Raw genomic sequence first — 21,939 nt, 5'->3', positions numbered from 1 at the left:
CGGCAGCCTTGACCACCCCTCGGGTGTGGGAGGGGTTGTCGGGCGACGGGTTTCCGGGTGGTGGAGCGTTGCGGGAAGCCAACAATCCCTCAGATACCGGTGCGGCGGTGAAGGCTGCCGGGCCTCCCGGCCGAAGCAGAGGGGATGGTTGTCCGCTCACACCGGCCCCGGTCGGCCTGGCCGGTGCTTCCGGGATTCGGTCGGCAGACTGGAGCAGCGGTGCGTTTCCGGGAAAGTTGGTCTAGGGTGGCTGCATTGGCTGAGGCCGCCTGCAAGGTTGATCACGGCAAGATAACGCCTTGAGAAATCGCAGGTCAGTTTCTGTGCTCCCCACGCACGTGGGGATGGTCCGATCAGCCACCCGGTGATGCCCCCGTCGGGGGCGTGCTCCCCACGCACGTGGGGATGGTCCGCGGGCGCGCCACCCCACCCGGGGTGGGGTGGCGTGCTCCCCACGCACGTGGGGATGGTCCGGTCCTACCTACTCGGGTCGAACGGGCATGCGGGTGCTCCCCACGCACGTGGGGATGGTCCGGGCCGCTTCCGCGGGCCTCGTCCTGTCCGGGTGTGCTCCCCACGCACGTGGGGATGGTCCCATCCCGTAGGTTTCCAACAGCAGTTGGTCGTAGTGCTCCCCACGCACGTGGGGATGGTCCGAAGACCACCACGACGACGACCGACCCGGCGCGGTGCTCCCCACGCACGTGGGGATGGTCCGGCTCTGGTGGACGAGCAGGGGAAACGGATCTTGTGCTCCCCACGCACGTGGGGATGGTCCGCGGCCGGCATGTCGTCGTCCGGGTACAGGCCCGTGCTCCCCACGCACGTGGGGATGGTCCGAACGCCGGTGAGATCACCGCCGACGTCAACTAGTGCTCCCCACGCACGTGGGGATGGTCCGGGCTACGAAGCCGCCCAGCGTGACGCGGAGGCGTGCTCCCCACGCACGTGGGGATGGTCCGGCTGGCCTCAGGCCTTCGCCGCCCACTGGGTGGTGCTCCCCACGCACGTGGGGATGGTCCGCGCGAGCACTCCCGCACCGTCAAACCCCGCCGGTGCTCCCCACGCACGTGGGGATGGTCCGGCGTTCGTGGACCGGGAGGGCCCGGAGGAGGTGTGCTCCCCACGCACGTGGGGATGGTCCGTCGGTGATGACCCGGCCTCGGCGCACCGTCGAGTGCTCCCCACGCACGTGGGGATGGTCCGTGGTCGCCGACTTCACCATGCTGGGCGGCCGAGTGCTCCCCACGCACGTGGGGATGGTCCGCCGCAGTGGGGAATCTCGGCACCACGCTTCTCGTGCTCCCCACGCACGTGGGGATGGTCCGGAGTTGTCCAAAGTCGTTCACGCGGCCTCCGTGTGCTCCCCACGCACGTGGGGATGGTCCGCGCCGAAACGATTCGGGAATTTCTCCGGGAAGGTGCTCCCCACGCACGTGGGGATGGTCCTTCGACCACCGCGTTATAGGTGGCGTTCCCAAAGTGCTCCCCACGCACGTGGGGATGGTCCGATAGCACTGGCCTTGGGGTCCTTTTCGTTTCGGTGCTCCCCACGCACGTGGGGATGGTCCGACCCGCACGCGCTCCCGGACGTCGCGGTTTCGGTGCTCCCCACGCACGTGGGGATGGTCCGCAGTAGCACCGCCTCCGCCTCCATCTGATCAGGTGCTCCCCACGCACGTGGGGATGGTCCACATCCTCCCCCCTACCCCCTCCGGCACCCGCGGTGCTCCCCACGCACGTGGGGATGGTCCGATGGCCGCCGACGCTCCGGTCTCCCAGATCGCGTGCTCCCCACGCACGTGGGGATGGTCCGGAGGGCACGCTGCTCGGGGAGCCGATCATGTAGTGCTCCCCACGCACGTGGGGATGGTCCGGTCTATCCGCACCTCGCTAAACGCCGCGAGCTGTGCTCCCCACGCACGTGGGGATGGTCCGTGTTCGCAGATTTTCAAACTTCTTTCCGTAACGTGCTCCCCACGCACATGGGGATGGTCCGTAGATTCCGCTAGCGCCGCTGCCAATCGCCAGGTGCTCCCCACGCACGTGGGGATGGTCCGGAACAGTCGAGGACCGCAGGCAGCAGGCCGTTGTGCTCCCCACGCACGTGGGGATGGTCCGTTCTCGGTGGCAGCGGGTCCAGTCGCCGGGCGGTGCTCCCCACGCACGTGGGGATGGTCCGCCCGCGCAAGTCAGGAGAGCAGCCATGCAACCGTGCTCCCCACGCACGTGGGGATGGTCCGACCCGCGTTCAGGTGGCGCGGGCACTGCTGTTGTGCTCCCCACGCACGTGGGGATGGTCCGAGGTGGATCATCGGCGGCACCCTCATAGTGCTGTGCTCCCCACGCACGTGGGGATGGTCCGGCGGTGAAGTTCTGCGGTCGCGGGGTCCTGGAGTGCTCCCCACGCACGTGGGGATGGTCCGCGGCGCGGGCTGGGCGGGCTGGCGCACAGCACGTGCTCCCCACGCACGTGGGGATGGTCCGTAGGCGGGCAGACGCACACTGATGGTGTCGTCGTGCTCCCCACGCACGTGGGGATGGTCCGGAGTACACGCCGGAGTGGACGGCCACGAACACGTGCTCCCCACGCACGTGGGGATGGTCCGTTGGTGAACCGGCAGACGGGCGAGATCAAGGTGTGCTCCCCACGCACGTGGGGATGGTCCGTGCCTCTGGTGCAGGTGGTACGGATCAGCGGCGTGCTCCCCACGCACGTGGGGATGGTCCGAACCCGACGACCTTGTCTTTCATCGTGCCGATGTGCTCCCCACGCACGTGGGGATGGTCCGACGGGGGCGAGAACGTTCTCGACGAGCCAGCTGTGCTCCCCACGCACGTGGGGATGGTCCGGAGTACACGCCGGAGTGGACGGCCACGAACACGTGCTCCCCACGCACGTGGGGATGGTCCGACTTGTGGCTGCCCGAGGAGGAAGAGCCGCCGGTGCTCCCCACGCACGTGGGGATGGTCCGGGCTGGCAGATCGCCCAGCTGGCCCTCAACCTGTGCTCCCCACGCACGTGGGGATGGTCCGCGGTACGGCCGGTCCGCTGCTGCTGCCAGGGCGTGCTCCCCACGCACGTGGGGATGGTCCGCTGACCCAGGTCGGCGAGTAGCCGGTGACGAGGTGCTCCCCACGCACGTGGGGATGGTCCGGATGACGCCGAGCTCGCCGGTGTCGAGCGTCTGTGCTCCCCACGCACGTGGGGTGGTCCGGCCGGGGGCTCGCTGCACCAGCAGCGGATCTGGTGCTCCCCACGCATGTGGGGGTGCCTGTGTCGTGGTGATGGTTTCTGTTTGCTTCGGCCGGGAGGCCCGGCAGCCTTGACCGGCGCGCCGGTACCTGAGGGATTGTCGGCTTCCCGCAGTGCTCCACCACCCTGATGACTGCCGTCCGACGATTCTCCCCCTCCCGACGCTCCCTCCCCGACGCTCAGCCATCCGGGAACCCGCCGCCCGACAGTCCCTCTCGCGCCCGAGGAGCGGTCAAGGCTGCCGCGCCTCGCGGCCGAAGCAGAGGGGATGGTTGACCGTTCACCTCGGCCCCAATCCGAGGCGGCTCATGAGTGGAGGCCGCCTGCAAGGGCGGTCACAGGAAGACAACGCCCCAGGAACTGCGGATCAGTCTCTGACCCCACCGGCCCCGGCCTCCCCGGCCTGCCCGCCGCGAGGCGGCGCGGCGTCAGAACGGGGTGCCGTCGTCCTCGGCGGGGGAGTCCTCGGCCAGGGCGGCGGCGAGCTTGGCGCGCGCCCCCTCCAGCCACGCCTCGCAGGTCTTCGCCAGCTCCTCGCCGCGCTCCCACAGCGCCAGCGACTCCTTGAGGGTCAGCCCGCCCGACTCCAGACGGCGCACCACCGCCGCCAGCTCCTCGCGGGCCTCCTCGTAGCTCAGCTCCGGCTCCGCCGCCGTGTTCTCGCCCGTCGTCATGCTTCCTCGTCCTCTCGGTCCTTGGCGATCGCGACCAGTCCGTCCTCGGCGAACCGCAACCGCAGCTCCTCGCCCGGCGCCACGTCGGCCGCCGACCGCACCACCGTGCCGTCGGCGCGCCGCACGATCGCATACCCCCGCGCCAGGGTGGTGGCCGGGGACAGCGCGTGCAGCCGGGCCCGGGTGTGCGCCAGGTCGTCCCCGGCCCGGTCCAGGGCCGCGGTCAGCGCGCGGCGGGCCCGGTCGCGCAGCCCCAGCACCTGTTCGGCCTGCCGGTCCAGCTCGCCCATGGGGCTGGCCAGCACCGGGCGGGACCGCATGGCCGCCAGCCACGCCTCCTCGCGGGCGATTCCGCCCTGTAGGACCCGGCGCGCCCGGTCCCGCAGTTGGCGGACGAGCTGCAACTGCTCGCCCACGTCGGGCACGACCTTCTTGGCCGCGTCGGTGGGTGTGGACGCGCGCAGGTCCGCCACGTGGTCCAGCAGCGGGGTGTCCTGCTCGTGGCCGATCGCGCTGACCACCGGCGTGCGGGTGGCCGCGACCGCGCGCACCAGGGCCTCGTCGGAGAACGGCAGCAGGTCCTCCAGGGAGCCGCCGCCGCGCGCGATGATGATGACGTCGACCTCCGGGCGGGCGTCCAGCTCCTCCAGCGCGGCCAGCACCTCGCCCACGGCGCGGTCGCCCTGCACCGCCACCTCGCGCACCTCGAACCGGACCGCGGGCCAGCGCCGCCGCGCGTTCTCCAGCACGTCGCGTTCGGCGGCGGATTCGCGTCCGCAGATCAGCCCCACCACGCCGGGCAGGAACGGCAGTCTCCGCTTGCGGGACTCGGCGAACAGTCCTTCGGCGGCCAGGGTCTGGCGCAGCCGCTCCAGCCGGGCCAGCAGCTCGCCCAGGCCGACGTGGCGGATCTCCAGGGCCTGGAGCGCGAAGGTGCCGCGCGGCACGTAGAAGTCGGGTTTGGCGTGGACCACCACCCGGGCGCCCGGCTCGGGGGCGGGGTCGGCGGCACGCAGCACCCGGATCGGGCAGGTCACCCGGGCCGACACGTTCGCCACCGGGTCGCGCAGCGTGATGTAGGCCATGCCGCCGCGCCGGTTCAGCTCCGCGATCTGCCCCTCGACCCAGATGCGGCCGAGCCGTCCGATCCAGCCGCCGACGGCCTGCAGGACCACCCGCACCGGCTGCGGGGCCTCCGGGGAACTCTCCATGCCCATGGCACGAGCCTAGACGCACCCGGCGACAGAGGGCGGGAGCGCGGCCTCACACCCCCCACACCCTGGCGACCCGCACCGCCGCCTCCACCGCCTGCGTCCGCCCCGCCCGGGCCGCCGCGGCGCGCCGGGCCGGGTCCGCCGAGGCGCGGCCGAACACGGCGCGGGCCTCCGGGCTCGGGACGACCAGGGCGTGCCGCGTCCCCTCCGGCAGTGCGGCCAGTTCCGCCTCGGGCCGGGGCAGCCGGGGCAGCAGCGGCGAGACGGGCGCCAGCACCACCACCCGCTCGTACCCGGCGGCCAGGTCGGCGTTGGTCGCGGACCGCACACCGCCGTCGAGGTACCACCGGCCGCCGATCTCCACCGGCGGCCACAGCCCCGGCACCGCGCTGCTCGCGGAGACCGCCCGCACCAGGTCGACGCCGTCGTTCCGGGAGAACGTCCGCGGCGCGCCGGAGTGCGCGTCCACCGCCGTGACCACCAGGTTGCGCTCGGGCCAGGCGGCCGAGGGCAGCCGGGAGGCGATGACCGGCTCCCGCACCGCCTGGGAGAAGCGGGCCGCGTCGGACGCGAACCGTCCGACGCGGGCGCGCCCGGTCTCCGGGGAGCGCGCGGCCAGCAGCGCGCCCGCCGTGCGCAGCCTGCTCCACCACCCCGGCCGGGCCGCGACCTCGGCGTCCGGCGGGCGGAGCTGACGCTCGTACAGTTCGTCGAGGTCCAGACCCGAGAGGAGCTGGGCGCCCGCCGCCGCGCCCGCGGAGGTGCCCAGGACCAGGTCGGCGTCGCTCAGGTCCACACCTGCGTCGCCCAGCCCCGCGAGGACCCCGATCTCCCAGGCGAGCCCGGCGATGCCACCGCCGCCCAGCACCAGCGCCTTGCCCATGGCGGAGCACTCCTTTGTGTCCGAGTCCCGTTCGCGTCCTCCAACCATACGGATCGGGGCACCCGGGCGCGGAACGGCGGCGGCGCGTTCCACCGCGCCGGTCGGACACGGCGGAGCCGGGGTCGGGCGGCCGCCCGACCCCGGCTCCGGTGCCGTCACCCCCGTATAGGACCGCTCACTCCGCGGACTGCTGTGCCTCCAGCTTCGCCACCCGGTTGTCGAACATGCGCACGAACTCCGGACGGTTGGCGTGGGCCGCCTCGTAGGCGCGCAGTTGCCGGACCTGGTCGACGGTGAGCTTGCGCAGCCGGGCGCGCACCGACGGCAGCGTCAGGGAGTCGTAGTTGGGCAGCGGGGCCTCGGCGGGCGCCTGCTCGGGAGCCGAGGACGCCTCCGCCTTCTCCTGGGCGGACTCCCCCTCCGCGGCCTGCCGCGCCGCCTCGGTGAACTCCGCGGTGGACGTGGCCCCGGTCGGGGCCTCGGCGACGTTCAGGGTCTCGGCGATCTCCGCCTTCTCCTCCGCCGTCATCGAGTCGGCGCCGTCCTCGGCCGCGGGCTCCTCGGGAGCCTGCTCCGGGGCTTCGGCCGCCTCGGCGGCCTTGGCCGTCTCCAGCGGCTTGGCGGGTTCGGGCGGCTGGCTGGGCTCCTGTTCCCCGGAGGAGGCCGCCTCGGTGGCGAACTCCGCGCCGGCGTCGGCGTCGGAGGTCTCCGCCGGGGTCGTCTCGGTGACGGCGCCCTCGGCGCGCTCGGCCGAGACGTCGGCGGCAGCCATGTCCTCGGGCTTGCTGGACACCACGGGACGGGTGGACCTGTTGAACAGACGCTTGAAAGCGTCACTGATCCTGCTGGCCAGGGAGGGCTTTGACATGGGACTTCGGAGGCTCCTGGATATTCACGGTCAAAACGGTGCGGGCGCATCCGGCAGGGCCGGGCAGGACCCCGCCGGGACGGCGACGATGTGCATGTTGCGCAGATAGCCAGAATAGGGGAGTTTCGCTTGCAGTGGCGGGAGGGAGAAAGGGAATTCGCCAGGTCGGAACCGGCGTGAGTTCCCGGTGTTATTCCGGTCGCCTCCGGTCCTCCGAGTGGTCGGGGCAACGGGCGCGGCCCGTAGGATGGGGGCATGACTGCGACGAACCGCCGCCGTGTCCTGCTGGCCAAGCCCCGCGGCTACTGCGCGGGGGTCGACCGTGCCGTCGTCACGGTCGAAAAGGCTCTCGAACAGTACGGTGCGCCGATCTACGTGCGCAAGCAGATCGTGCACAACACCCACGTCGTGCGCACCCTGGAAGAACGCGGCGTCATCTTCGTCGAGGAGACCTCCGAGGTGCCCGAGGGCGCCACCGTGGTCTTCTCCGCCCACGGGGTCTCCCCCCAGGTGCACAAGGAGGCGGCCGAGCGCGGCCTGAAGACCATCGACGCCGCCTGCCCGCTGGTCACCAAGGTCCACAAGGAGGCGCAGCGCTTCGCCGCCGAGGACCTCGACATCATCCTCATCGGGCACACCGGCCACGAGGAGGTCGAGGGCACCAGCGGCCACGCCCCCGAGCACATCCAGGTCGTCGACGGCCCCGAGGAGGTCGCCGACATCAAGGTCCGCGACCCCAACCGGGTGGCCTGGCTGTCGCAGACGACGCTGTCGGTGGACGAGACCAACGCCACCGTGCAGGCGCTGCGCGAGAGGTTCCCCAACCTGATCGACCCGCCCAGCGACGACATCTGCTACGCCACCTCCAACCGGCAGGCCGCGGTCAAGGCGATCGCCCCGCAGTGCGACCTGTTCGTCGTGGTCGGCTCGGCCAACTCCTCCAACTCGGTCCGCCTGGTGGAGGTGGCCCGCGACGCCGGGGCCCGCGCCTCCTACCTGGTCGACAACGCCACCTTCATGAAGGAGGAGTGGCTGGAGGGCGTGTCCACCGTCGGCGTCAGCAGCGGCGCCTCGGTGCCCGAGATCCTGGTGCGGGAACTGCTCGACCGGCTGGCCGAGTTCGGCTTCACCGACGTCGAGGAGGTCGAGACCGAGCGGGAGAAGCTCACCTTCGCCCTGCCCAAGGAGCTGCGCTCCCGGCGGGCCAAGGGCGACGGCTCCCTGGTCGGCACGCCGCTCCCGGTCTCCCCCGCCTGACCGTTCAGGAAGGATCGCGCCGGGGCCTGCGGTGGCGGCGGCCGTTCAGCTCGTCGCCCAGCTCCCGCACGTTGCGCATCAGCCCGCGCGGCAGGGCGAGCACCAGCAGCAGCGCGGTCCCGCCGAACAGCCAGGGGGCGGCGTCGGCGAGGCGGGCGCCCAACCCGACGGCCAGGCCCCGCGCGAAGCTGCCGCCGCCCAGGGTGAGCAGGCATTCGGCGACCAGCACACCGCAGAAGTAGGCCAGCGGCGGGCTCACGCTCAGCGTCAGCAGGTCGCCGGGGCGCACGGTCAGCACGGCCACGAAGCAGACCGTCACGAACGCGGCCCCGTTCACCGCGGGCTGCTCCACGGCGCTGGCCACCAGCGCCGAGACCAGGCTGACCGCCACGATGCACAGGATCGCGCCGCGCGCGGTGAGCCGCAGCGGCGTCCGGCCCGGACGGCGCTGCGGCTCACCGGTGCGGTGCCGGGGCGGGGCCGCGGGGCGGCGTGGCGCGCGCGGCCGGTCGCGGATGTCCCGCCGTGTCGCCATCGCGCCTCCCCTCGTACGCCCCTGGTGGTCAGTGTCTCACTTCGGGTGAGGTGCCCGGTTCCTCTTCGCCTGCCGTGTCGCCGACCCCGTTCGCCCCGGCGCGGTACAGACCGCCGTGGATGGCCCCGTCCAGCAGTTCCACCGCGGTCAGCGCCCGGGGCTGATCCTGCACCCCCTGGGGCGCGTCCAGCTCGCCGTCCACCACGCCCAGCTCCCCGAAGCGGCGGGCCGTCACCAGCACCCGGTTCTCCAGCGACCCCACCGCCTGGTTGTAGGCGGTGACCGCGCGCGTCAGCGCCCGGCCCAGCCCGCTCATGTGCCCGCCGAGGGTGGCGAGCCGCGCGTGCAGCTCCTTGCCCAGGTCGAACACCCGGCGGGCGTTGCGGCTCAGCGCCTCCTGCTGCCAGGCGTACTGGGCGGTGCGCAGCAGCGAGACGAGCGTGGTGGGCGTGGCGATGTGCACCCGCCGGGCCATGGCGTACTCCAGCAGCTGCGGGTCGCGCTCCAGCGCCGGGGCGAGGAACGCCTCTCCGGGGATGAACAGCACCACGAACTCGGGCGCGGGGGAGAACGCCGCCCAGTACGCCTTGGCGGCCAGCTGGTCCACGTGGGTGCGCAACTGCCGGGCGTGCGCGGCGAGCCGCTCCTCGCGCTTCTCGGGGGAGTCGCTCTCCACGGCCTCCAGGTAGGCCGAGAGCGGCACCTTGGAGTCCACGACGATGTTCTTGCCGCCCGCCAGCCGCACCACCATGTCGGGGCGGCGCACGCCGTCGTCGGTGACGGCCTCGGCCTGCTCCTCGAAGTCGCAGAAGGCCGCCATCCCGGCCAGTTCGGCGACCCGGCGCAGTTGCAGCTCGCCCCAGCGGCCGCGCGCCTCGGGGCGGCGCAGCGCGGTGACCAGGGCGTTGGTCTGCTCCCGCAGCCGGTCGGAGCCCTCGCGGACCATCTCGACCTGCTTGGCCAGCTCGGCGTGGGCGGCGCGGCGCCCCGCGTCCACCTCCCGCAACTGCTCCTCCACCCGCGCCAGGGTCTGGCGCAGCGGGGCGAGGAGGTGCTCGATCGCCTCGCGGCGGCGGTCCAGGTCGTTCTCGGCGGCCGCGTGCGCGGCCCGCAGCCGCCCCTCAGCCAGCTCCAGGAAGCGCTGGTTGGCGCCGTCCAGGGCGAGCGCCGCCAGCGAGCGGAACCGCTCCTCCAGGTGCTCTTCGAGGTAGGCGGCCCGCTCCTCGGCCGCCTGGGCGCGCGCCTGCGCACCGGTGTCGCGCGACCGGGCCAGCGCCCACCCCAGGGCCGTCCCCGCGCACAGGCCCACCAGCAGCGCGAGAACCACGGAGATCCCGTCCATGACCCGCCATGCTGCCAAAGTCCGGCCGGGCCGGGAAACGCGCGCCGCGCGGCGCAGGCCCGGACGTGCGCGGACCGGCACGGGGTGCTTGGCGACGATCTAGACTCGATTGTCGTGAGTCTGTCTATCGGGATCGTCGGCCTGCCGAATGTCGGCAAGTCCACGCTGTTCAACGCACTGACCAAGAACGACGCTCTGGCCGCGAACTACCCGTTCGCCACCATCGAGCCCAACATCGGAGTGGTCGGTGTCCCCGACCCGCGCCTGGACACCCTGGCGGAGATCTTCGGCTCGGCGAGGACCGTTCCGGCCACCGTCACCTTCGTGGACATCGCCGGAATCGTCCGGGGCGCCTCCGAGGGCGAGGGCCTCGGCAACAAGTTCCTCGCCAACATTCGCGAGACCGACGCGATCTGCCAGGTCATCCGGGTGTTCGAAGACCCCGACGTGACCCACGTCGAGGGGGGCATCGACGCCGCGCGCGACATCGAGACCATCAACACCGAGCTGATCCTGGCCGACCTGCAGACCCTGGAGAAGGCGCTGCCGCGGCTGGCCAAAGAGGCGAAGACCAACGCCAAGGACAAGGACAAGCAGGAGGTCCTGGCCGCGGCCGAGGCGGCGCGCAAGGTCCTCGACGGGGGGCGGACCCTGTTCGCGGGCGCGGCCGACGCCGGGATCGACGTCGCGCTGCTGCGTGAGCTGAACCTGCTCACCGTCAAGCCGTTCCTCTACGTGTTCAACGTGGACCTGGAGGAGTTCTCCGACGAGGCGCTGCGCGCCAAGCTGTCCGAGCTGGTGGCCCCGGCCGAGGCGATCTTCCTGGACGCCAAGATCGAGGCGGAGCTGACCGAGCTCGACGACGCCGAGGCGGCCGAGCTGCTGGAGTCGATGGGCCAGACCGAGTCCGGGCTGGCGCAACTGGCCCGGGTCGGGTTCGCCACGCTGGGGTTGCAGACCTACCTGACGGCGGGCCCCAAGGAGGCGCGCGCCTGGACCATCCGCAAGGGCGCCACCGCGCCGGAGGCGGCCGGGGTCATCCACACCGACTTCCAGCGCGGCTTCATCAAGGCCGAGGTGGTCTCCTTCGACGACCTGGTCGAGGCGGGCTCCATGCAGGCGGCCCGCGCGGCGGGCAAGGTCCGCATGGAGGGCAAGGACTACGTGATGGCCGACGGCGACGTCGTGGAGTTCCGGTTCAACGTGTGACGGGCTACATAGCACGGCGGGTGTAGTCTTGCAAATGACCAGGTCAGAGGGGGTCGGCCCTTTTGGGGATCGGCCCCCTCCGCAGTACCGTGCTGACTTGGTGCTGACCTGTGAGCACCCCTCATCACCCCTTCCCATCCCTCCCGTGCTGGTTCTGTGCTGACCTGTGGGGCTTGCAGCTCTGTGCGGGAAAGCAGATGCGGTCGGGTAGACCCGCGTACGACCCTGCCTCCAAATGCGTAGGCTGTGCGCATGGCAATGGAAGCACCTGCATTGGCGATGGACCTTGTCCTCCGAACGGAGGCGCGGCGACAGGAAGCCTCGGCTGCCCTCGACTCAACTCAGCGGGGAAAGCTCGGTCAGTTCTTCACACCTGCGCCGGCAGCTGACTTCATTGCCTCCCTGGCTAGCCTGCCTGAGACGGGGACTCTCCGCATTCTGGATCCTGGGGCGGGGGCAGGCTCCCTCACTGCCTCTCTCGTTGCGAGGCTCCTCGAAGAGCGCCCTGGGGTGAAGATCAGCGTCACAGCTTGCGAGGTCGACCCGCAGCTGCATCCCGCGCTGCAAGCCACTCTCGACGACTGCGTCAACACGGCAAACGGCTTTGGCGTGCACCTTGAGGTGAACCTCGTGCGCGGAGACTTCATCTCCTGGGCTACAGAGGGGGAGGGTCTGTTCGGCGAGCCGCCTGAGCCCTTCGACGTGGTCATCATGAACCCGCCGTATAAGAAGCTCGCGGCAAGTTCGCGTGAGCGGAAGCTCGTTTCAGAAGCCTGCACGGAGACCTCAAACCTCTACTCGGCGTTCATGGCGCTCGGGGTCCACCTCCTCAATCCGGGCGGGCAGCTCCTTGCGATCACGCCTCGGAGCTTTGCTAACGGCCCCTACTTCCGGCCGTTCCGCCAGTACTTCCTGGAGCGGATGCATCTCGACCGAGTGCACGTCTTTGAAGCACGCAACAAGGTCTTTGCGGACACAGAGGTTTTGCAGGAGAACGTGATCTTCGCGGCCACGCGGATGGACACCTCTGAACGAGGCCCCGTTGTCGTGTCGACCAGCCGAAGCTACTCCGAAGAGGTTCGCCAACGCACTGTCCCCTACACGGAGATGGTGCATCCCGGCGACCGGGAATTCTTCATCCACATCAGCGCGGACGAAGAAGACACCGAGCTTGCGGCTTCCCACGCGAACTTGCCGGCGACCCTCCCTGCCTTGGGGCTTCAGGTTTCGACGGGGCGTGTCGTCGACTTCCGAGCCAAGGAACACCTCCGCCCCGATCCTGTCGATGGAGCAGTTCCGCTGATCTACCCGCTCCACATGCATCAGGGAGCCATCAAGTGGCCGGTGCCTGGGGCAAAGAAGAACAACGCGATCATGCTCAACGAAAAGACGGAGAAGCTAACCTTTCCGCTTGGATACTACGTTGTCGTCAAGCGCCTCTCCTCCAAGGAGGAGAAGCGCCGCGTAGTGGCCGCAGTTTTCGACCCTGACCAGGTGCCTTGCGAGCGGATCGGGTTCGAGAATCATGTGAACGTCTTCCACGTCGACGGGGCCGGGTTGCCTGCCGAAGTGGCTAGGGGGCTCTGTATCTGGCTCAATTCCACCCTCCTGGATCGCTTCATTCGACGCTTTAATGGTCACACGCAGGTCAACGCCACCGACTTGCGGAATTTGCGTTATCCGAGCGTGGAGCAGCTTTCGGCGATGGGTCGCTCCTGGGAGCCGGGTGTCTGGCTGGAACAGGAGAAGATCGATGAGTTGGTTCGCCAAAGCGTTAAGTGAATAGTTAAGTCAATAATGAGGCTAGGAGCCAGGTGAGCGAGCAGACCGCCATAGAGATTCCCGGCGAACCGCGCGAGGCGAAGATCGCTGAGGCGCGAACAATCCTGAGCCTGCTGGGGTTCGACTCTGAGCGTTCCAACGAGCGTTCGGCTCTCGTATTGCTGGCCTTGCTGGAACTGGGCCCGGACGCAGAGTGGCATGAGGCTGAGCGGCCCATGCTGCGAACGGTTCAGATCATGCAATGGCTGCGCGAGACCTACGACAAGGACTATGCGCCGAACACTCGTGAGACCATACGTCGGTTCACGCTGCATCAGTTCGCCGAGGCTGGCCTCGTTGTACAGAATCCCGATCGGCCTGACCGCCCGACGAACTCACCGAAGTGGTGCTACCAGATCGAACCCGCTGCTTATGGGCTGATCACCACTTTCAAGCAGGAAGGCTTCCAGGAGCGACTCAAGGAGTACCTTGCAGAGCGCCCTGGCTTGCAGGCTCTCTACGCCCGCGAGCGTGAGATGAACCGGATCCCTGTTCGGCTTCCTAGCGGGAAAGAGGTCAACCTCAGCCCCGGCGGCCAGAACGTACTGATCGTTCAGATCATCAATGAATTCTGTGAACGGTACACGCCTAACGGCGAGGTGCTGTACATCGGTGACGCTGACGACAAGTGGGCGCATTTCGAAGAGGAAGTACTCGCGTCGCTGGGGGTGGAAGTCGACTCCCATGGGAAGATGCCCGACGTCGTCGTCTACCTGCGTGAGAGGAACTGGCTCGTTCTCATCGAGGCGGCGTCCAGCCATGGGCCGGTGGACCACAAGAGGTACAGGGAGTTGAACGAGCTCTTCCGAGGATCGACGGCGGGCCTCGTGTTCATCTCCGCACTGCCGTCTCGCGTGGAGCTTCGCAAGTACCTGAAGGACATCGCCTGGGAGACGGACGTGTGGTGCGCTGACCAGCCCACCCATTTGATTCACTTCAACGGTGAGCGGTTCCTCGGACCCTACAACTGACCCACGAGAAGGGCCCGCCCAGCAACTCGCTGGACGGGCCCTTAGCTGAATAGCTCGGCGGTGTCCTACTCTCCCACGAAGTCCCCTCCGCAGTACCATCGGCGCTGACAGGCTTAGCTTCCGGGTTCGGAATGTAACCGGGCGTTTCCCTGTCGCTATGACCACCGAAAATCGTTGACGACGCGCCTGCTTGAAGGCCGGTCGCGCGTTCGATCCAAAGTCTACATGCAGGTTGCCGGTGGTCTGTCAGGGTGCCAGGCATGACCGACTTGCCCCCGCTGGCTCGAACGTGCGTTCGCATGTTCTACTAATGGGACTCTCGGGTTCCACTTAGGGGGGTCGCACCGCCATGCGCCATCGCAAGTCCGTTTCCCGCCTCTTGGCTATCCCTGCGAAGGGCGAGCCGCAACGAAAGCTGGCCATGCTCGGCTGCGGTATGGCTGCGGCGGCGACGGTTTACACGGGAACCCTGGCCACGGTCGATGTCTCCGACGACGAGGCCACGTCCAGCAAGAGGCGCCCGACGCACAGCGTCCCCGACGTGACGCCCGGGGATGGTCAGGACCTCGCCCAACGGGCGGCGCCACAGAACCCGGAAAAGAAGCCCTCGAACGGGAGCGCGGTGCTCCCCGAGGATGACTACATACCTACCTTCTTCGACGGGCACGGCGGTATCGCTGGTGTGGAGTTCACTGAAGAACAGCGCCAAGCCCTCGTCGAGGAAGCGGTACGCCGGGGCATGACCGAGGCCGAGGCCCGCGAACTCGCCTACGGCTCCGACAACGCCGAGCAGGTCGATGATGCCGGCGCGTACATCCGAGCCAGCGGCACCCTGTACCGCCACCTGTCACCCGATGAGGAGGCGTCGTACGAGCCCACGGCCGACAACCCGGACGCGGGGAACCCAGAGGGCAACGTCCGCGCGCGAAGCAAGGTCACGCCTGGCCAGAAGTCCCCGAAGGACAGCAAGGACAAGGCGCACGGATCCGCCGGCAGCTCGACGAAGAAGACGAGCAAGCCGCAGAAGAAGGCCAAGAGCGGCATCAAAGACACCATCAAGGGTGCCGTGAAGCAGGTCGTTCCCGACCCGATCGAGGATGCCGTCAAGAGCCTGCCGGACGGGCTCGTGCCCTTCCGGACGTTCATGGCGGACATCAGCTTGCCCGGCACCGAACCGCAGTTCACGGTCTATGCCCTCGACACGGACCGCGACGCGGACGTGGAAGCCCTTCAGATCACGGCTACCACGCAGATGTCCGAGTCGGTCACCGTCATAGCTGAGGTTGTCGCCCCCGTCGGCAAGTCCGCGGAGGCGCCGCCCTGCATTGTCGAGGTAACCCTCACCGACCCGACCACGGACGTGGTGATCGCTGACCCTGAGCCCGTCATCGTCGAAAACCCGCAGGAAGTGTCGCAGGCCGCCATCGGCGAGATCGTCAATACCGTCGTAGAGGCGGCGCAGGACGACACCCCGGCCGAACGGCAGACTACGCCGTCCGAGCCCGAGGCCCTTCCGGTTGACCCCAACCCGGCTGCCCGAAACGAAGGAGCCGAGTCGCAGTTCGCTCTGGCGAGTTAGGGGCGAATCCGGTTCAAGTCTCCGGTTGGCGTGCTGAACCACGTTGCATGAGGTCGTTGATTCCGTGCTCGATGCTGCTAACGACCACAGGCCACGGGGCGATAAGCGGAGTGACCGTCGACCAATAGTGGTGGGCGGACCGCACCACGTTGCTTACACCGAGGCGAACCCACTCAGGCGCAACCATCCCCAGCACACGACGGGTCACTCCACCCGCACCGCGCGCGGCGGGCATGATGCCGTTGCCGATCAGTAGTGTTGCCGTACGGAGCGAGTCCAATGTGGAGGCGGGAGCTGCTCCGGCGAGAGGGCCGAAGATCAGCTCACGCCAGTTCCCGAGCGTCCTGGCCCAGGCTAAGCGCTCAAGTCCCGTGCCGAGATCGACGGCCATGCGCTGAGGGTTCTCGATGTTCCACAAGAGCACGATGTCCCCGAGGGTCAGATCAAGGTGGCGGAACATGAGGGTCACCCCGGCCACCTGCCGACGGTGCCAGACCTTGAGCTGACCGTAGAGACTGACATGCCGGGCATGGAAGCCGAGCCGTGACAGCACGTAGAGCCAGTCGTCCAGGACAGTGGCGTACTCGTCGATGCTGTGGATCGGCTGCACACGCGACACATTGACGAATGAAGTCAGGTAACCGTCAAGGAGCTCTCCGCGGCCGTCTCGCTCGCCCGTGAAGCGGACCACCGGTTGCGGGATGAATCCGCTGCGGTAGGTCACAGGACGGCCGTCTTTGAGTAGGGGATCAAGCGCTTGAACCGCCGAGATGGCCAGCTCAGTCTCGCGTCCCCAACGAAGCGGAATGCATCCGTCGCGAGGAACGCCGCGGTCGGCAAAGGCTTCCCCCAGGGTCGACAGAAGCTCGTCCCACGACGGTGAACGGCGAGGCGGCATATACGGCGAGCCCCAGTGGCGGTGACGGACCTCAAGATCTGTACCGTCGACCGTGAATTCCCAGTTCTGCCCAAGGACTTGTCGAAGCGCGGTTGCTATCTGATGCGTGGGTGACCCGGTCAACATCAGCGTGCCGCCATGGCCTCAAAGTGCCGCGTTGGGTCAAAGCGGTGTTGGCCAACGGCTTGGACCTCGGCGTGGTCCAGCGCGGTAGCGCGCTCGATCGCCTCGGCGAGGGCCTCGGATGCCGACTCGTCGTCCGCGTCGGGTGCGACGACTGTTGTTACGCCTGTGCGGTCGCAGAGCGCGGCTTGTGCACAGGTTCCCTCCCGCCAGGTCAGGGCCGCCATGGGCGTTCCTGCCCGCAGGGACTCGCCGAAGACCGCAGCCCCCGCCTCCACGTACGTGCGCTCGTACGTGTAGACGAACACGGACGCCTCACGGATGGCGGCCGTCTTGGCGGGGCCGCCGAGCTCGCCGACCCACTCCACGTTGTCTGCGGAGAAGATCTTCTCGTGGCGGCGTACGTAGTCCTCGTTGAAGACGGGGCCGACGATGCGAATCCGGCGACCGAGTATCTGAGCTGCCCTCACCGCGAGGTGGGGGGCCTTCTCCTCGTCTATGCGGCCGAGCCACACCAGGTCTCGCCCCTTGGCAGCCGGCGGCTCCTCCTCATTGAGCCCGAGGTGGACAGCCAGTTCCGGAACGGGTTGGTGGTCTGCGTAGCGCTCGACCATCTCGGGTGAGTAGCAGTAAAGGCGTGACCGTTTGCCGTCGAATGCAGATTCTGTGTGCTGGAACACTGGGGAGTGCTGGAACGTGGCAACATCACAGTCCAGTTGGCTCCAGGTGCGTACCCACGCGGGCAGCGAAGGGTACTCGTGCCCGACGATCAGGAGGTCGTAGCCCGCTGCCTTCAGTTCGCGTTCGGCCAGCGAGCCAGCCGTGACATCTTCGAGACGGACCGGCTTGCGGACCCATTCGGCTTCCAAATCCGGGAGCCACCCTGGGCCCAGGAGGTGTACGTCGGCGCCTGCGGCTCGGGCGCCTACTGCGACCGCCCAAAGCCATCGTTCGATCCCGCCGTATCCGGCAGGGGGAAAAGCGTAGCTACCAGGAAAGTCGCAGACGCCGACGAGCACTATGCCTCCGGTGTTCCGTCCGCCGAGATTCGGCGGAAGCCGAGGTATGGGACGAGTGATTCAGGAAGGACGATCGAGCCGTCCTGTTGCTGACCCTGTTCGAGCAGCGCGGCCAGAGTGCGGCCGATGGGCAGACCCGAGCCGTTGAGTGTGGCCACCAGCTTGGGCTTGCCGTCCGCGCCACGCGTGCGGATGTTCGCGCGGCGGGCCTGGAAGGTGCCGAAGTTCGAGACGGACGAGATCTCCCGGTAGGTGTTCTGGCTGGGGATCCACACCTCAAGGTCGTAGGTGAGCTGGGCGGAGAATCCGGTGTCGCCAGCCGCGAGCGTGACCACGCGGTATGCGAGACCCAACTCCTTCAGGCATGCCTCAGCGTGGCCGATCATCTTCTCCAGCTCGGCGTCGGCATCCTCGGGGTCGCAGATCCGCACCATCTCGACCTTGGTGAACTGGTGCTGGCGGATGAGGCCCCGGGTGTCGCGGCCGTACGAGCCTGCCTCCGAGCGGAAGCATGGCGTCTGGGCGGTCAGAGCGAGCGGCAGCTCTGCCGGCGGGATGATCTCGTCGGCATAGAGGTTGGTCAGCGGGACCTCGGCGGTCGGGATCAGGAAAAGCTCGCGATCGGCGACGCCGGTCTTGAACAGGTCCTCCTCGAACTTCGGCAGCTGCCCCGTGCCAGTCATCGTCTTGCGCGTGACCAGGAACGGAACCGAGTGCTCGACGTAGCCGTGTCGGCGCGTGTGAAGGTCGAGGAGGAGCGTCGTCAGCGCTCGCTCAAGGGCTGCCCCTGCTCCACGCGAGACGGCGAAGCGAGGGCCCGACAGCTTCGTCGCTCGACCGAAGTCGAGAATGCCAGTGGCTTCCCCGAGATCGACGTGATCCTTCGGCTCGAAGGAGAAGGTGGGCGGAGTCCCCACACGGCGGACCTCGACCGCGAACTCCTCAGAGTCGCCATCTGGAGCCCTGTCATCGGGGAGGTTCGGGATGCTGAGGAGGAGATCGCGGAGCTCCTCCTGCACCCTCTCCTGATCGGCCTCGATCTCGCGGATCTGGTCCTTGAGCTCTCGGGCGCGCTCCTTCAGCTTGGAGATGTCCCCACCCTGCTTCGCGGTCTGCTGAACCTCGCTTGCCACTCGCTTGGACTCTGCCCGCAGCTCGTCGGCCGAGCGGATGTTCTGGTTCCGCCGCGACTGGAGGCTCTCCAGCGCAGACAGGTCCAGCGAGTATCCGCGGCGAGCGAGGCGACGTACCGCTTCGGCACCCATTTCAATCAGGGCGCGGGCATCATGCATGAGGGGGTTCCTTCTCCTCCGGCGAGTGGTCTACACGGTCGAAGGTAGCAACTGCCGAACCCCCATCGGCCCGCAATATCGGAGCGGCGCAGTGCCCATCTCGATCTTGCGGCCCCTCCCCGTCAAGATCAGCCAGCAGGGTTTCGACCCACTCGTCCAGCTCCTGGTCGGATACGGCGAGAGGCTCGACACACGGGGCTTCCGGGAAGAAAAGTGGCATGGCCTCGCTGGGGGAGCGGTCTCGGTGCCAAAGCAGGACCGAAACCAACAAGCCGTGGCACACCAGGACGCGAGGACCCGGGTAGTCCAGGACCGAGCGCACGCCAGAGAGCATCCTCCGGATGCCTTCTCGCTGGGATTCTCGGGCACCCGGCGGGCGCTGCGACCCGCCATGCTGATCGAGCCACGAGGCGTACTCCAGGAACGGGCCGCCTTCGAACTTCCCGTAGTCCAGCTCGTTCAGCCGCGCCTCAACCACCAGCTTCGACGCCGGCACTCCCATGAGCAGAGAAGCCGTCTGCTGGGCGCGCGGAAACTCGCTCGCGAGCCATGTCCGCACGCCATGAAGAGGAAGCGTGAACCACGGGTTCCGGCAAGATCGCACACCCTCCTCACTGAGACGGATGGCGCGGGCAGGGTCTCCGTTGACGAGGTACTGCTTGCTGTAGTCGGTTTGTCCATGACGAAGGATGTACGTCGTCACCGCTCGCCCCCGGCGCTGGAGGCCATCAGCGAGGACAACACCTTCGCGATCTTCGGCTTCGCAGGATCGTTGATCTCCGTGTAGTAAAGAAAGCCGTCAACCGCGAGGGCTCTGCACCACGGCGTGATCTCCGGGATCGGGATGCGGGAGATCCGAGAGGCCGTGGCCAGCCGATCTGCCAGTCCGCGCTCAAGGTCGTAGTACACCGCCCAGAAGGCCCAGTCGAACGCCGCGTCCCCCACCATGGGATGCGGATCGATCAGGCGCGGATGCCCTCCTCGATCGAATATCACGTTCTCCCGGTACAGGTCGGCATGGAGCACCGTCGTCCGGGCGGGGTCCTCCCACAGACCGGAGAGCCCCTGGCACGCGTCCTCCACGAGCGTCCCCATTGGGCCGAGGTCGAGCCCTTGAGCCCGCTGCCGGATGCGAGGCGTTACCACCTCCTGGCGGAAATGGGTGAGCGTGGGAAGGTCTGGCGTCGGCCTCCGCTGGCCGAGAGAGTGAAGTCCTTGGATCGCAGCGGCGACCATCTGCCTCTCCCGCGCGAGGCGCGCGGCCCCGCCTGGCTGGCCTCCTACCAGCTCCAAGGCTGCCACCGACAAGTCGTCCGCTGTCTCGATGACGTTCGCGGTCGGGCCACCAGCCCATACGCGCAGGGCAGCGATCTCGTGGCGATACCGGAGAGGCTCGTACCACGCCTTGAGGATCAACGGAGTGCCGTCGAAGGCGGTTGCCAGGGCAATGGCAGAGGCGTGTCCTGCGTCGTGGTAGCTCTGCAACGAGAGCTTCCAGCGCTCCGCCGCCTCGGCCAGGAGGTGCGGGGCGTTCCGAAGCCATGGTTCTGCCGATGGGCCGTAGTGGTCGAGAAGACGCCGCCGGCACCCCGGCGGCACTTCTCCGAGCATCTGCGTCGACATCAGCTCAGCACGATCCCGTCCGAGACGAGCTCGTCCGTCAGAGCCGGGAACATCTCAAGGGACTCGGCGACCAGTGCCTGAACCTTGTCGATCTCGACATCCTGCGAGGACAGGCGGACCAGGATGCGCCAGGGCTGGTCGAGCCGTTGCCCCGTGGTACTGACGAGGTGAACCTCGGCCTGCCCCTCGGTGGCTTCGTGAAGGCGGTGAGCGAGGCGCTGCGCAGCGATGTTGTAGAGCTTCCCGACGTGGTAGACGGGGTTCTTTCCGTTGGCGCCCTCCAGGTTCATTGGACGCAGAGGGGTGATGAGGCCGTTGACGCGGTTGCCCCGACCGACGACTCCCTCGTCGCCTGACTCGATCGAGCTCCCCGTGTACGTCAGGTAGAGCTCGTCCTTCTCGGGCATGTCGCGTGCGTTGAGCCGGAACTGGACCTCAGCCCCCGGAAGGCGGGTGCCGGCCAGCCGGTGACACTCAGCGAGGACACTCTCGGTGTTGCGGATGTACTCCGCACGGCTGTCGACGTGACGCGACTTCTGCGGCACGCAGAGCACCACGTCGGCGCTCTCGCCGTCCCAGTAACCCATGAGCTTCACGTCCGAGCCGCACCACGCGTGGGCTCGCCGGAAGTCGCTCTCTCCGGAGAGATGGTCCACCAGCTCACGCACGAACGACTCGAAGGGGTTCTCCGGCGCCCAGCCCGTACCGAGCGAGGTGTCGTTCGAGAGCCGCACCCGGCGCTCTCGAAGGTCTTCGATGGACCTCGGGTTGAACCAGCGGGTCCGGTCCGGGACCGCATCGCCGGTCAGCACGGCACCAGGGCTCGAATTGCTCGTGATGTTGAACGAGATATCGAGGTGATCCGAGACCTCCGGAAGGCGGTCGGCGAAGAACTCCCGGACCTCCGTCTCCACGATCTCCAGGACGGGAATGGTCTCGCCGCCGCAGGTGGGTGCGGCTCGGCCGTTGACCAGAACCCGGACCGGCGCCGTCATCTTGCCGCCGCCGTAGCGGACCTCGCTTGCGCCGCCGAGGAGAGCGAGCTTGTCGAAGTTGTGGTGCAGCACCGCGCCGAAGTGCTCCACCGTGTAGCGGCTGTACGCCCTGGACAGCCGTTCGGCGAGGTGGTCGGCGAGGGTGTCGGGGTGACCAAGGCCCTTACGCTCGACGATGGTTGTTCCATCGTGCTCGTGGGTGCCGGTCTCGATGACCAGGCGGCTCTTGCCGAAGGTCATGCTCGTTCGGGGCATGGCGAACTCCCATCTCAGGGTCGGCAGGGTTGCCCAGCGCAGGCGTCGGTGAGCCCGGCGGGGGAGAGAAAGTGCGTGTTCGCCGCGGTGCTAGCGGTCCGCGGCGGCAGGACAAGATTCGCCTG

Annotated in this window: 17 protein-coding genes, 1 rRNA gene and 1 CRISPR repeat array; of the genes, 5 read left to right on the top strand and 13 right to left on the bottom strand. The window is 68.5% G+C overall.

All coding sequences use genetic code 11. The features are described from left to right. Positions 1 to 323: 323 nt before the first annotated feature. Positions 324 to 3,219: a CRISPR direct-repeat array (repeat unit 29 nt; unit sequence GTGCTCCCCACGCACGTGGGGATGGTCCG). Between the two features lie 465 nt (positions 3,220 to 3,684). The 4 genes from AC529_RS03160 to AC529_RS03145 all read right to left on the bottom strand — a co-directional run bounded on the left by AC529_RS03160 (position 3,685) and on the right by AC529_RS03145 (position 6,895). Continuing rightward, positions 3,685 to 3,930 carry an exodeoxyribonuclease VII small subunit gene (locus tag AC529_RS03160; protein WP_068753389.1) on the bottom strand — a complete coding sequence of 82 codons (246 nt, stop codon included), beginning with the start codon at positions 3,928 to 3,930 and terminating at the stop codon, positions 3,685 to 3,687. Next, positions 3,927 to 5,147: an exodeoxyribonuclease VII large subunit gene (gene xseA / locus AC529_RS03155; RefSeq protein ID WP_068753388.1), complete on the bottom strand. Its 1,221-nt coding sequence runs from the start codon at positions 5,145 to 5,147 to the stop codon at positions 3,927 to 3,929. The genes AC529_RS03160 and xseA overlap by 4 nt, the downstream gene beginning before the upstream one ends. Positions 5,148 to 5,193: 46 nt before the next feature. Next, the gene (locus tag AC529_RS03150; protein ID WP_068753387.1) at positions 5,194 to 6,027 is read right to left on the bottom strand and encodes a patatin-like phospholipase family protein; all 834 of its coding nucleotides are present in this window, start codon (positions 6,025 to 6,027) and stop codon (positions 5,194 to 5,196) included. A 175-nt stretch (positions 6,028 to 6,202) separates the two neighbouring features. After that, positions 6,203 to 6,895 carry a hypothetical protein gene (locus AC529_RS03145; protein ID WP_068753386.1) on the bottom strand — a complete coding sequence of 231 codons (693 nt, stop codon included), beginning with the start codon at positions 6,893 to 6,895 and terminating at the stop codon, positions 6,203 to 6,205. A gap of 255 nt (positions 6,896 to 7,150) precedes the next feature. On the opposite strand from AC529_RS03145, the gene AC529_RS03140 reads away from it, so the two are divergent. Further along, positions 7,151 to 8,152 carry a 4-hydroxy-3-methylbut-2-enyl diphosphate reductase gene (locus tag AC529_RS03140; protein ID WP_068753385.1) on the top strand — a complete coding sequence of 334 codons (1,002 nt, stop codon included), beginning with the start codon at positions 7,151 to 7,153 and terminating at the stop codon, positions 8,150 to 8,152. A 4-nt stretch (positions 8,153 to 8,156) separates the two neighbouring features. Here AC529_RS03140 and AC529_RS03135 read toward each other — a convergent pair whose 3' ends face one another. Together AC529_RS03135 and AC529_RS03130 are read right to left on the bottom strand one after the other, a co-directional pair. Then, complete coding sequence (locus tag AC529_RS03135) at positions 8,157 to 8,687, bottom strand: DUF6542 domain-containing protein (protein ID WP_232306544.1); 531 nt, start codon at positions 8,685 to 8,687, stop codon at positions 8,157 to 8,159. 28 nt (positions 8,688 to 8,715) lie between these two features. Further along, a complete protein-coding gene (locus AC529_RS03130; RefSeq protein ID WP_068753384.1) occupies positions 8,716 to 10,029 on the bottom strand; it encodes a DNA recombination protein RmuC in 1,314 nt (437 codons plus the stop codon). Positions 10,030 to 10,143: 114 nt separating this feature from the next. Here AC529_RS03130 and ychF point away from each other — a divergent pair, with 114 nt between their 5' ends. The 3 genes from ychF (at position 10,144) to AC529_RS03115 (ending at position 14,030) form a co-directional block, all read left to right on the top strand. Next, positions 10,144 to 11,238, top strand: a complete 1,095-nt coding sequence (gene ychF, locus AC529_RS03125; RefSeq protein ID WP_068753383.1) for a redox-regulated ATPase YchF — start codon at positions 10,144 to 10,146, stop codon at positions 11,236 to 11,238. A gap of 252 nt (positions 11,239 to 11,490) precedes the next feature. After that, positions 11,491 to 13,020, top strand: a complete 1,530-nt coding sequence (locus AC529_RS03120) for an Eco57I restriction-modification methylase domain-containing protein (protein ID WP_198156276.1) — start codon at positions 11,491 to 11,493, stop codon at positions 13,018 to 13,020. Positions 13,021 to 13,052: 32 nt separating this feature from the next. Beyond that, on the top strand, positions 13,053 to 14,030 hold the full coding sequence (locus AC529_RS03115; RefSeq protein WP_198156275.1) for a BsuBI/PstI family type II restriction endonuclease: 978 nt from the start codon (positions 13,053 to 13,055) through the stop codon (positions 14,028 to 14,030). 52 nt (positions 14,031 to 14,082) lie between these two features. On the opposite strand, the gene rrf is transcribed toward AC529_RS03115, so the two are convergent. Beyond that, a 5S ribosomal RNA gene (gene rrf, locus AC529_RS03110) occupies positions 14,083 to 14,199 on the bottom strand. 180 nt (positions 14,200 to 14,379) lie between these two features. Here rrf and AC529_RS03105 point away from each other — a divergent pair. Further along, positions 14,380 to 15,609 (top strand): hypothetical protein, encoded by a 1,230-nt coding sequence (locus tag AC529_RS03105; RefSeq protein ID WP_157080033.1) that lies wholly within the window; start codon positions 14,380 to 14,382, stop codon positions 15,607 to 15,609. A gap of 13 nt (positions 15,610 to 15,622) precedes the next feature. On the opposite strand, the gene AC529_RS03100 is transcribed toward AC529_RS03105, so the two are convergent. From AC529_RS03100 to AC529_RS03075, 6 genes are all read right to left on the bottom strand, one after another. Beyond that, the gene (locus AC529_RS03100) at positions 15,623 to 16,333 is read right to left on the bottom strand and encodes a hypothetical protein (protein ID WP_068753381.1); all 711 of its coding nucleotides are present in this window, start codon (positions 16,331 to 16,333) and stop codon (positions 15,623 to 15,625) included. Positions 16,334 to 16,632: 299 nt separating this feature from the next. Beyond that, positions 16,633 to 17,649 carry a glycosyltransferase gene (locus AC529_RS03095; protein WP_068753380.1) on the bottom strand — a complete coding sequence of 339 codons (1,017 nt, stop codon included), beginning with the start codon at positions 17,647 to 17,649 and terminating at the stop codon, positions 16,633 to 16,635. Beyond that, positions 17,649 to 18,941, bottom strand: a complete 1,293-nt coding sequence (gene serS / locus AC529_RS03090) for a serine--tRNA ligase (RefSeq protein ID WP_068753379.1) — start codon at positions 18,939 to 18,941, stop codon at positions 17,649 to 17,651. The genes AC529_RS03095 and serS overlap by 1 nt, the downstream gene beginning before the upstream one ends. Next, complete coding sequence (locus AC529_RS03085) at positions 18,934 to 19,644, bottom strand: histidine phosphatase family protein (protein WP_068753378.1); 711 nt, start codon at positions 19,642 to 19,644, stop codon at positions 18,934 to 18,936. Before AC529_RS03085 ends, serS begins: the two co-directional genes overlap by 8 nt. Then, complete coding sequence (locus AC529_RS03080) at positions 19,641 to 20,564, bottom strand: aminoglycoside phosphotransferase family protein (RefSeq protein WP_068753377.1); 924 nt, start codon at positions 20,562 to 20,564, stop codon at positions 19,641 to 19,643. The genes AC529_RS03085 and AC529_RS03080 overlap by 4 nt, the downstream gene beginning before the upstream one ends. Then, on the bottom strand, positions 20,564 to 21,799 hold the full coding sequence (locus tag AC529_RS03075; protein WP_198156274.1) for a methionine adenosyltransferase: 1,236 nt from the start codon (positions 21,797 to 21,799) through the stop codon (positions 20,564 to 20,566). The genes AC529_RS03080 and AC529_RS03075 overlap by 1 nt, the downstream gene beginning before the upstream one ends. Between the last annotated feature and the right edge of the window lie 140 nt (positions 21,800 to 21,939).

It is taken from the genome of Thermobifida cellulosilytica TB100, from assembly GCF_001517975.1.
Lineage (GTDB): Bacteria > Actinomycetota > Actinomycetes > Streptosporangiales > Streptosporangiaceae > Thermobifida > Thermobifida cellulosilytica.
The sequence above is the reverse complement of the archived record's forward strand: the minus strand, read 5'-3'. Positions and strand labels throughout refer to the sequence as shown.

What these genes read in the sequence shown, in the direction of transcription:
- AC529_RS03160 (WP_068753389.1), bottom strand. Translation starts at nt 3,930, where the DNA reads ATGACGACGGGCGAGAACACGGCGGCGGAGCCGGAGCTGAGCTACGAG.
- xseA (WP_068753388.1), bottom strand. Translation starts at nt 5,147, where the DNA reads ATGGGCATGGAGAGTTCCCCGGAGGCCCCGCAGCCGGTGCGGGTGGTC.
- AC529_RS03150 (WP_068753387.1), bottom strand. Translation starts at nt 6,027, where the DNA reads ATGGGCAAGGCGCTGGTGCTGGGCGGCGGTGGCATCGCCGGGCTCGCC.
- AC529_RS03145 (WP_068753386.1), bottom strand. Translation starts at nt 6,895, where the DNA reads ATGTCAAAGCCCTCCCTGGCCAGCAGGATCAGTGACGCTTTCAAGCGT.
- AC529_RS03140 (WP_068753385.1), top strand. Translation starts at nt 7,151, where the DNA reads ATGACTGCGACGAACCGCCGCCGTGTCCTGCTGGCCAAGCCCCGCGGC.
- AC529_RS03135 (WP_232306544.1), bottom strand. Translation starts at nt 8,687, where the DNA reads ATGGCGACACGGCGGGACATCCGCGACCGGCCGCGCGCGCCACGCCGC.
- AC529_RS03130 (WP_068753384.1), bottom strand. Translation starts at nt 10,029, where the DNA reads ATGGACGGGATCTCCGTGGTTCTCGCGCTGCTGGTGGGCCTGTGCGCG.
- AC529_RS03120 (WP_198156276.1), top strand. Translation starts at nt 11,491, where the DNA reads ATGGCAATGGAAGCACCTGCATTGGCGATGGACCTTGTCCTCCGAACG.
- AC529_RS03105 (WP_157080033.1), top strand. Translation starts at nt 14,380, where the DNA reads ATGCGCCATCGCAAGTCCGTTTCCCGCCTCTTGGCTATCCCTGCGAAG.
- serS (WP_068753379.1), bottom strand. Translation starts at nt 18,941, where the DNA reads ATGCATGATGCCCGCGCCCTGATTGAAATGGGTGCCGAAGCGGTACGT.
- AC529_RS03080 (WP_068753377.1), bottom strand. Translation starts at nt 20,564, where the DNA reads ATGTCGACGCAGATGCTCGGAGAAGTGCCGCCGGGGTGCCGGCGGCGT.
- AC529_RS03075 (WP_198156274.1), bottom strand. Translation starts at nt 21,799, where the DNA reads ATGACCTTCGGCAAGAGCCGCCTGGTCATCGAGACCGGCACCCACGAG.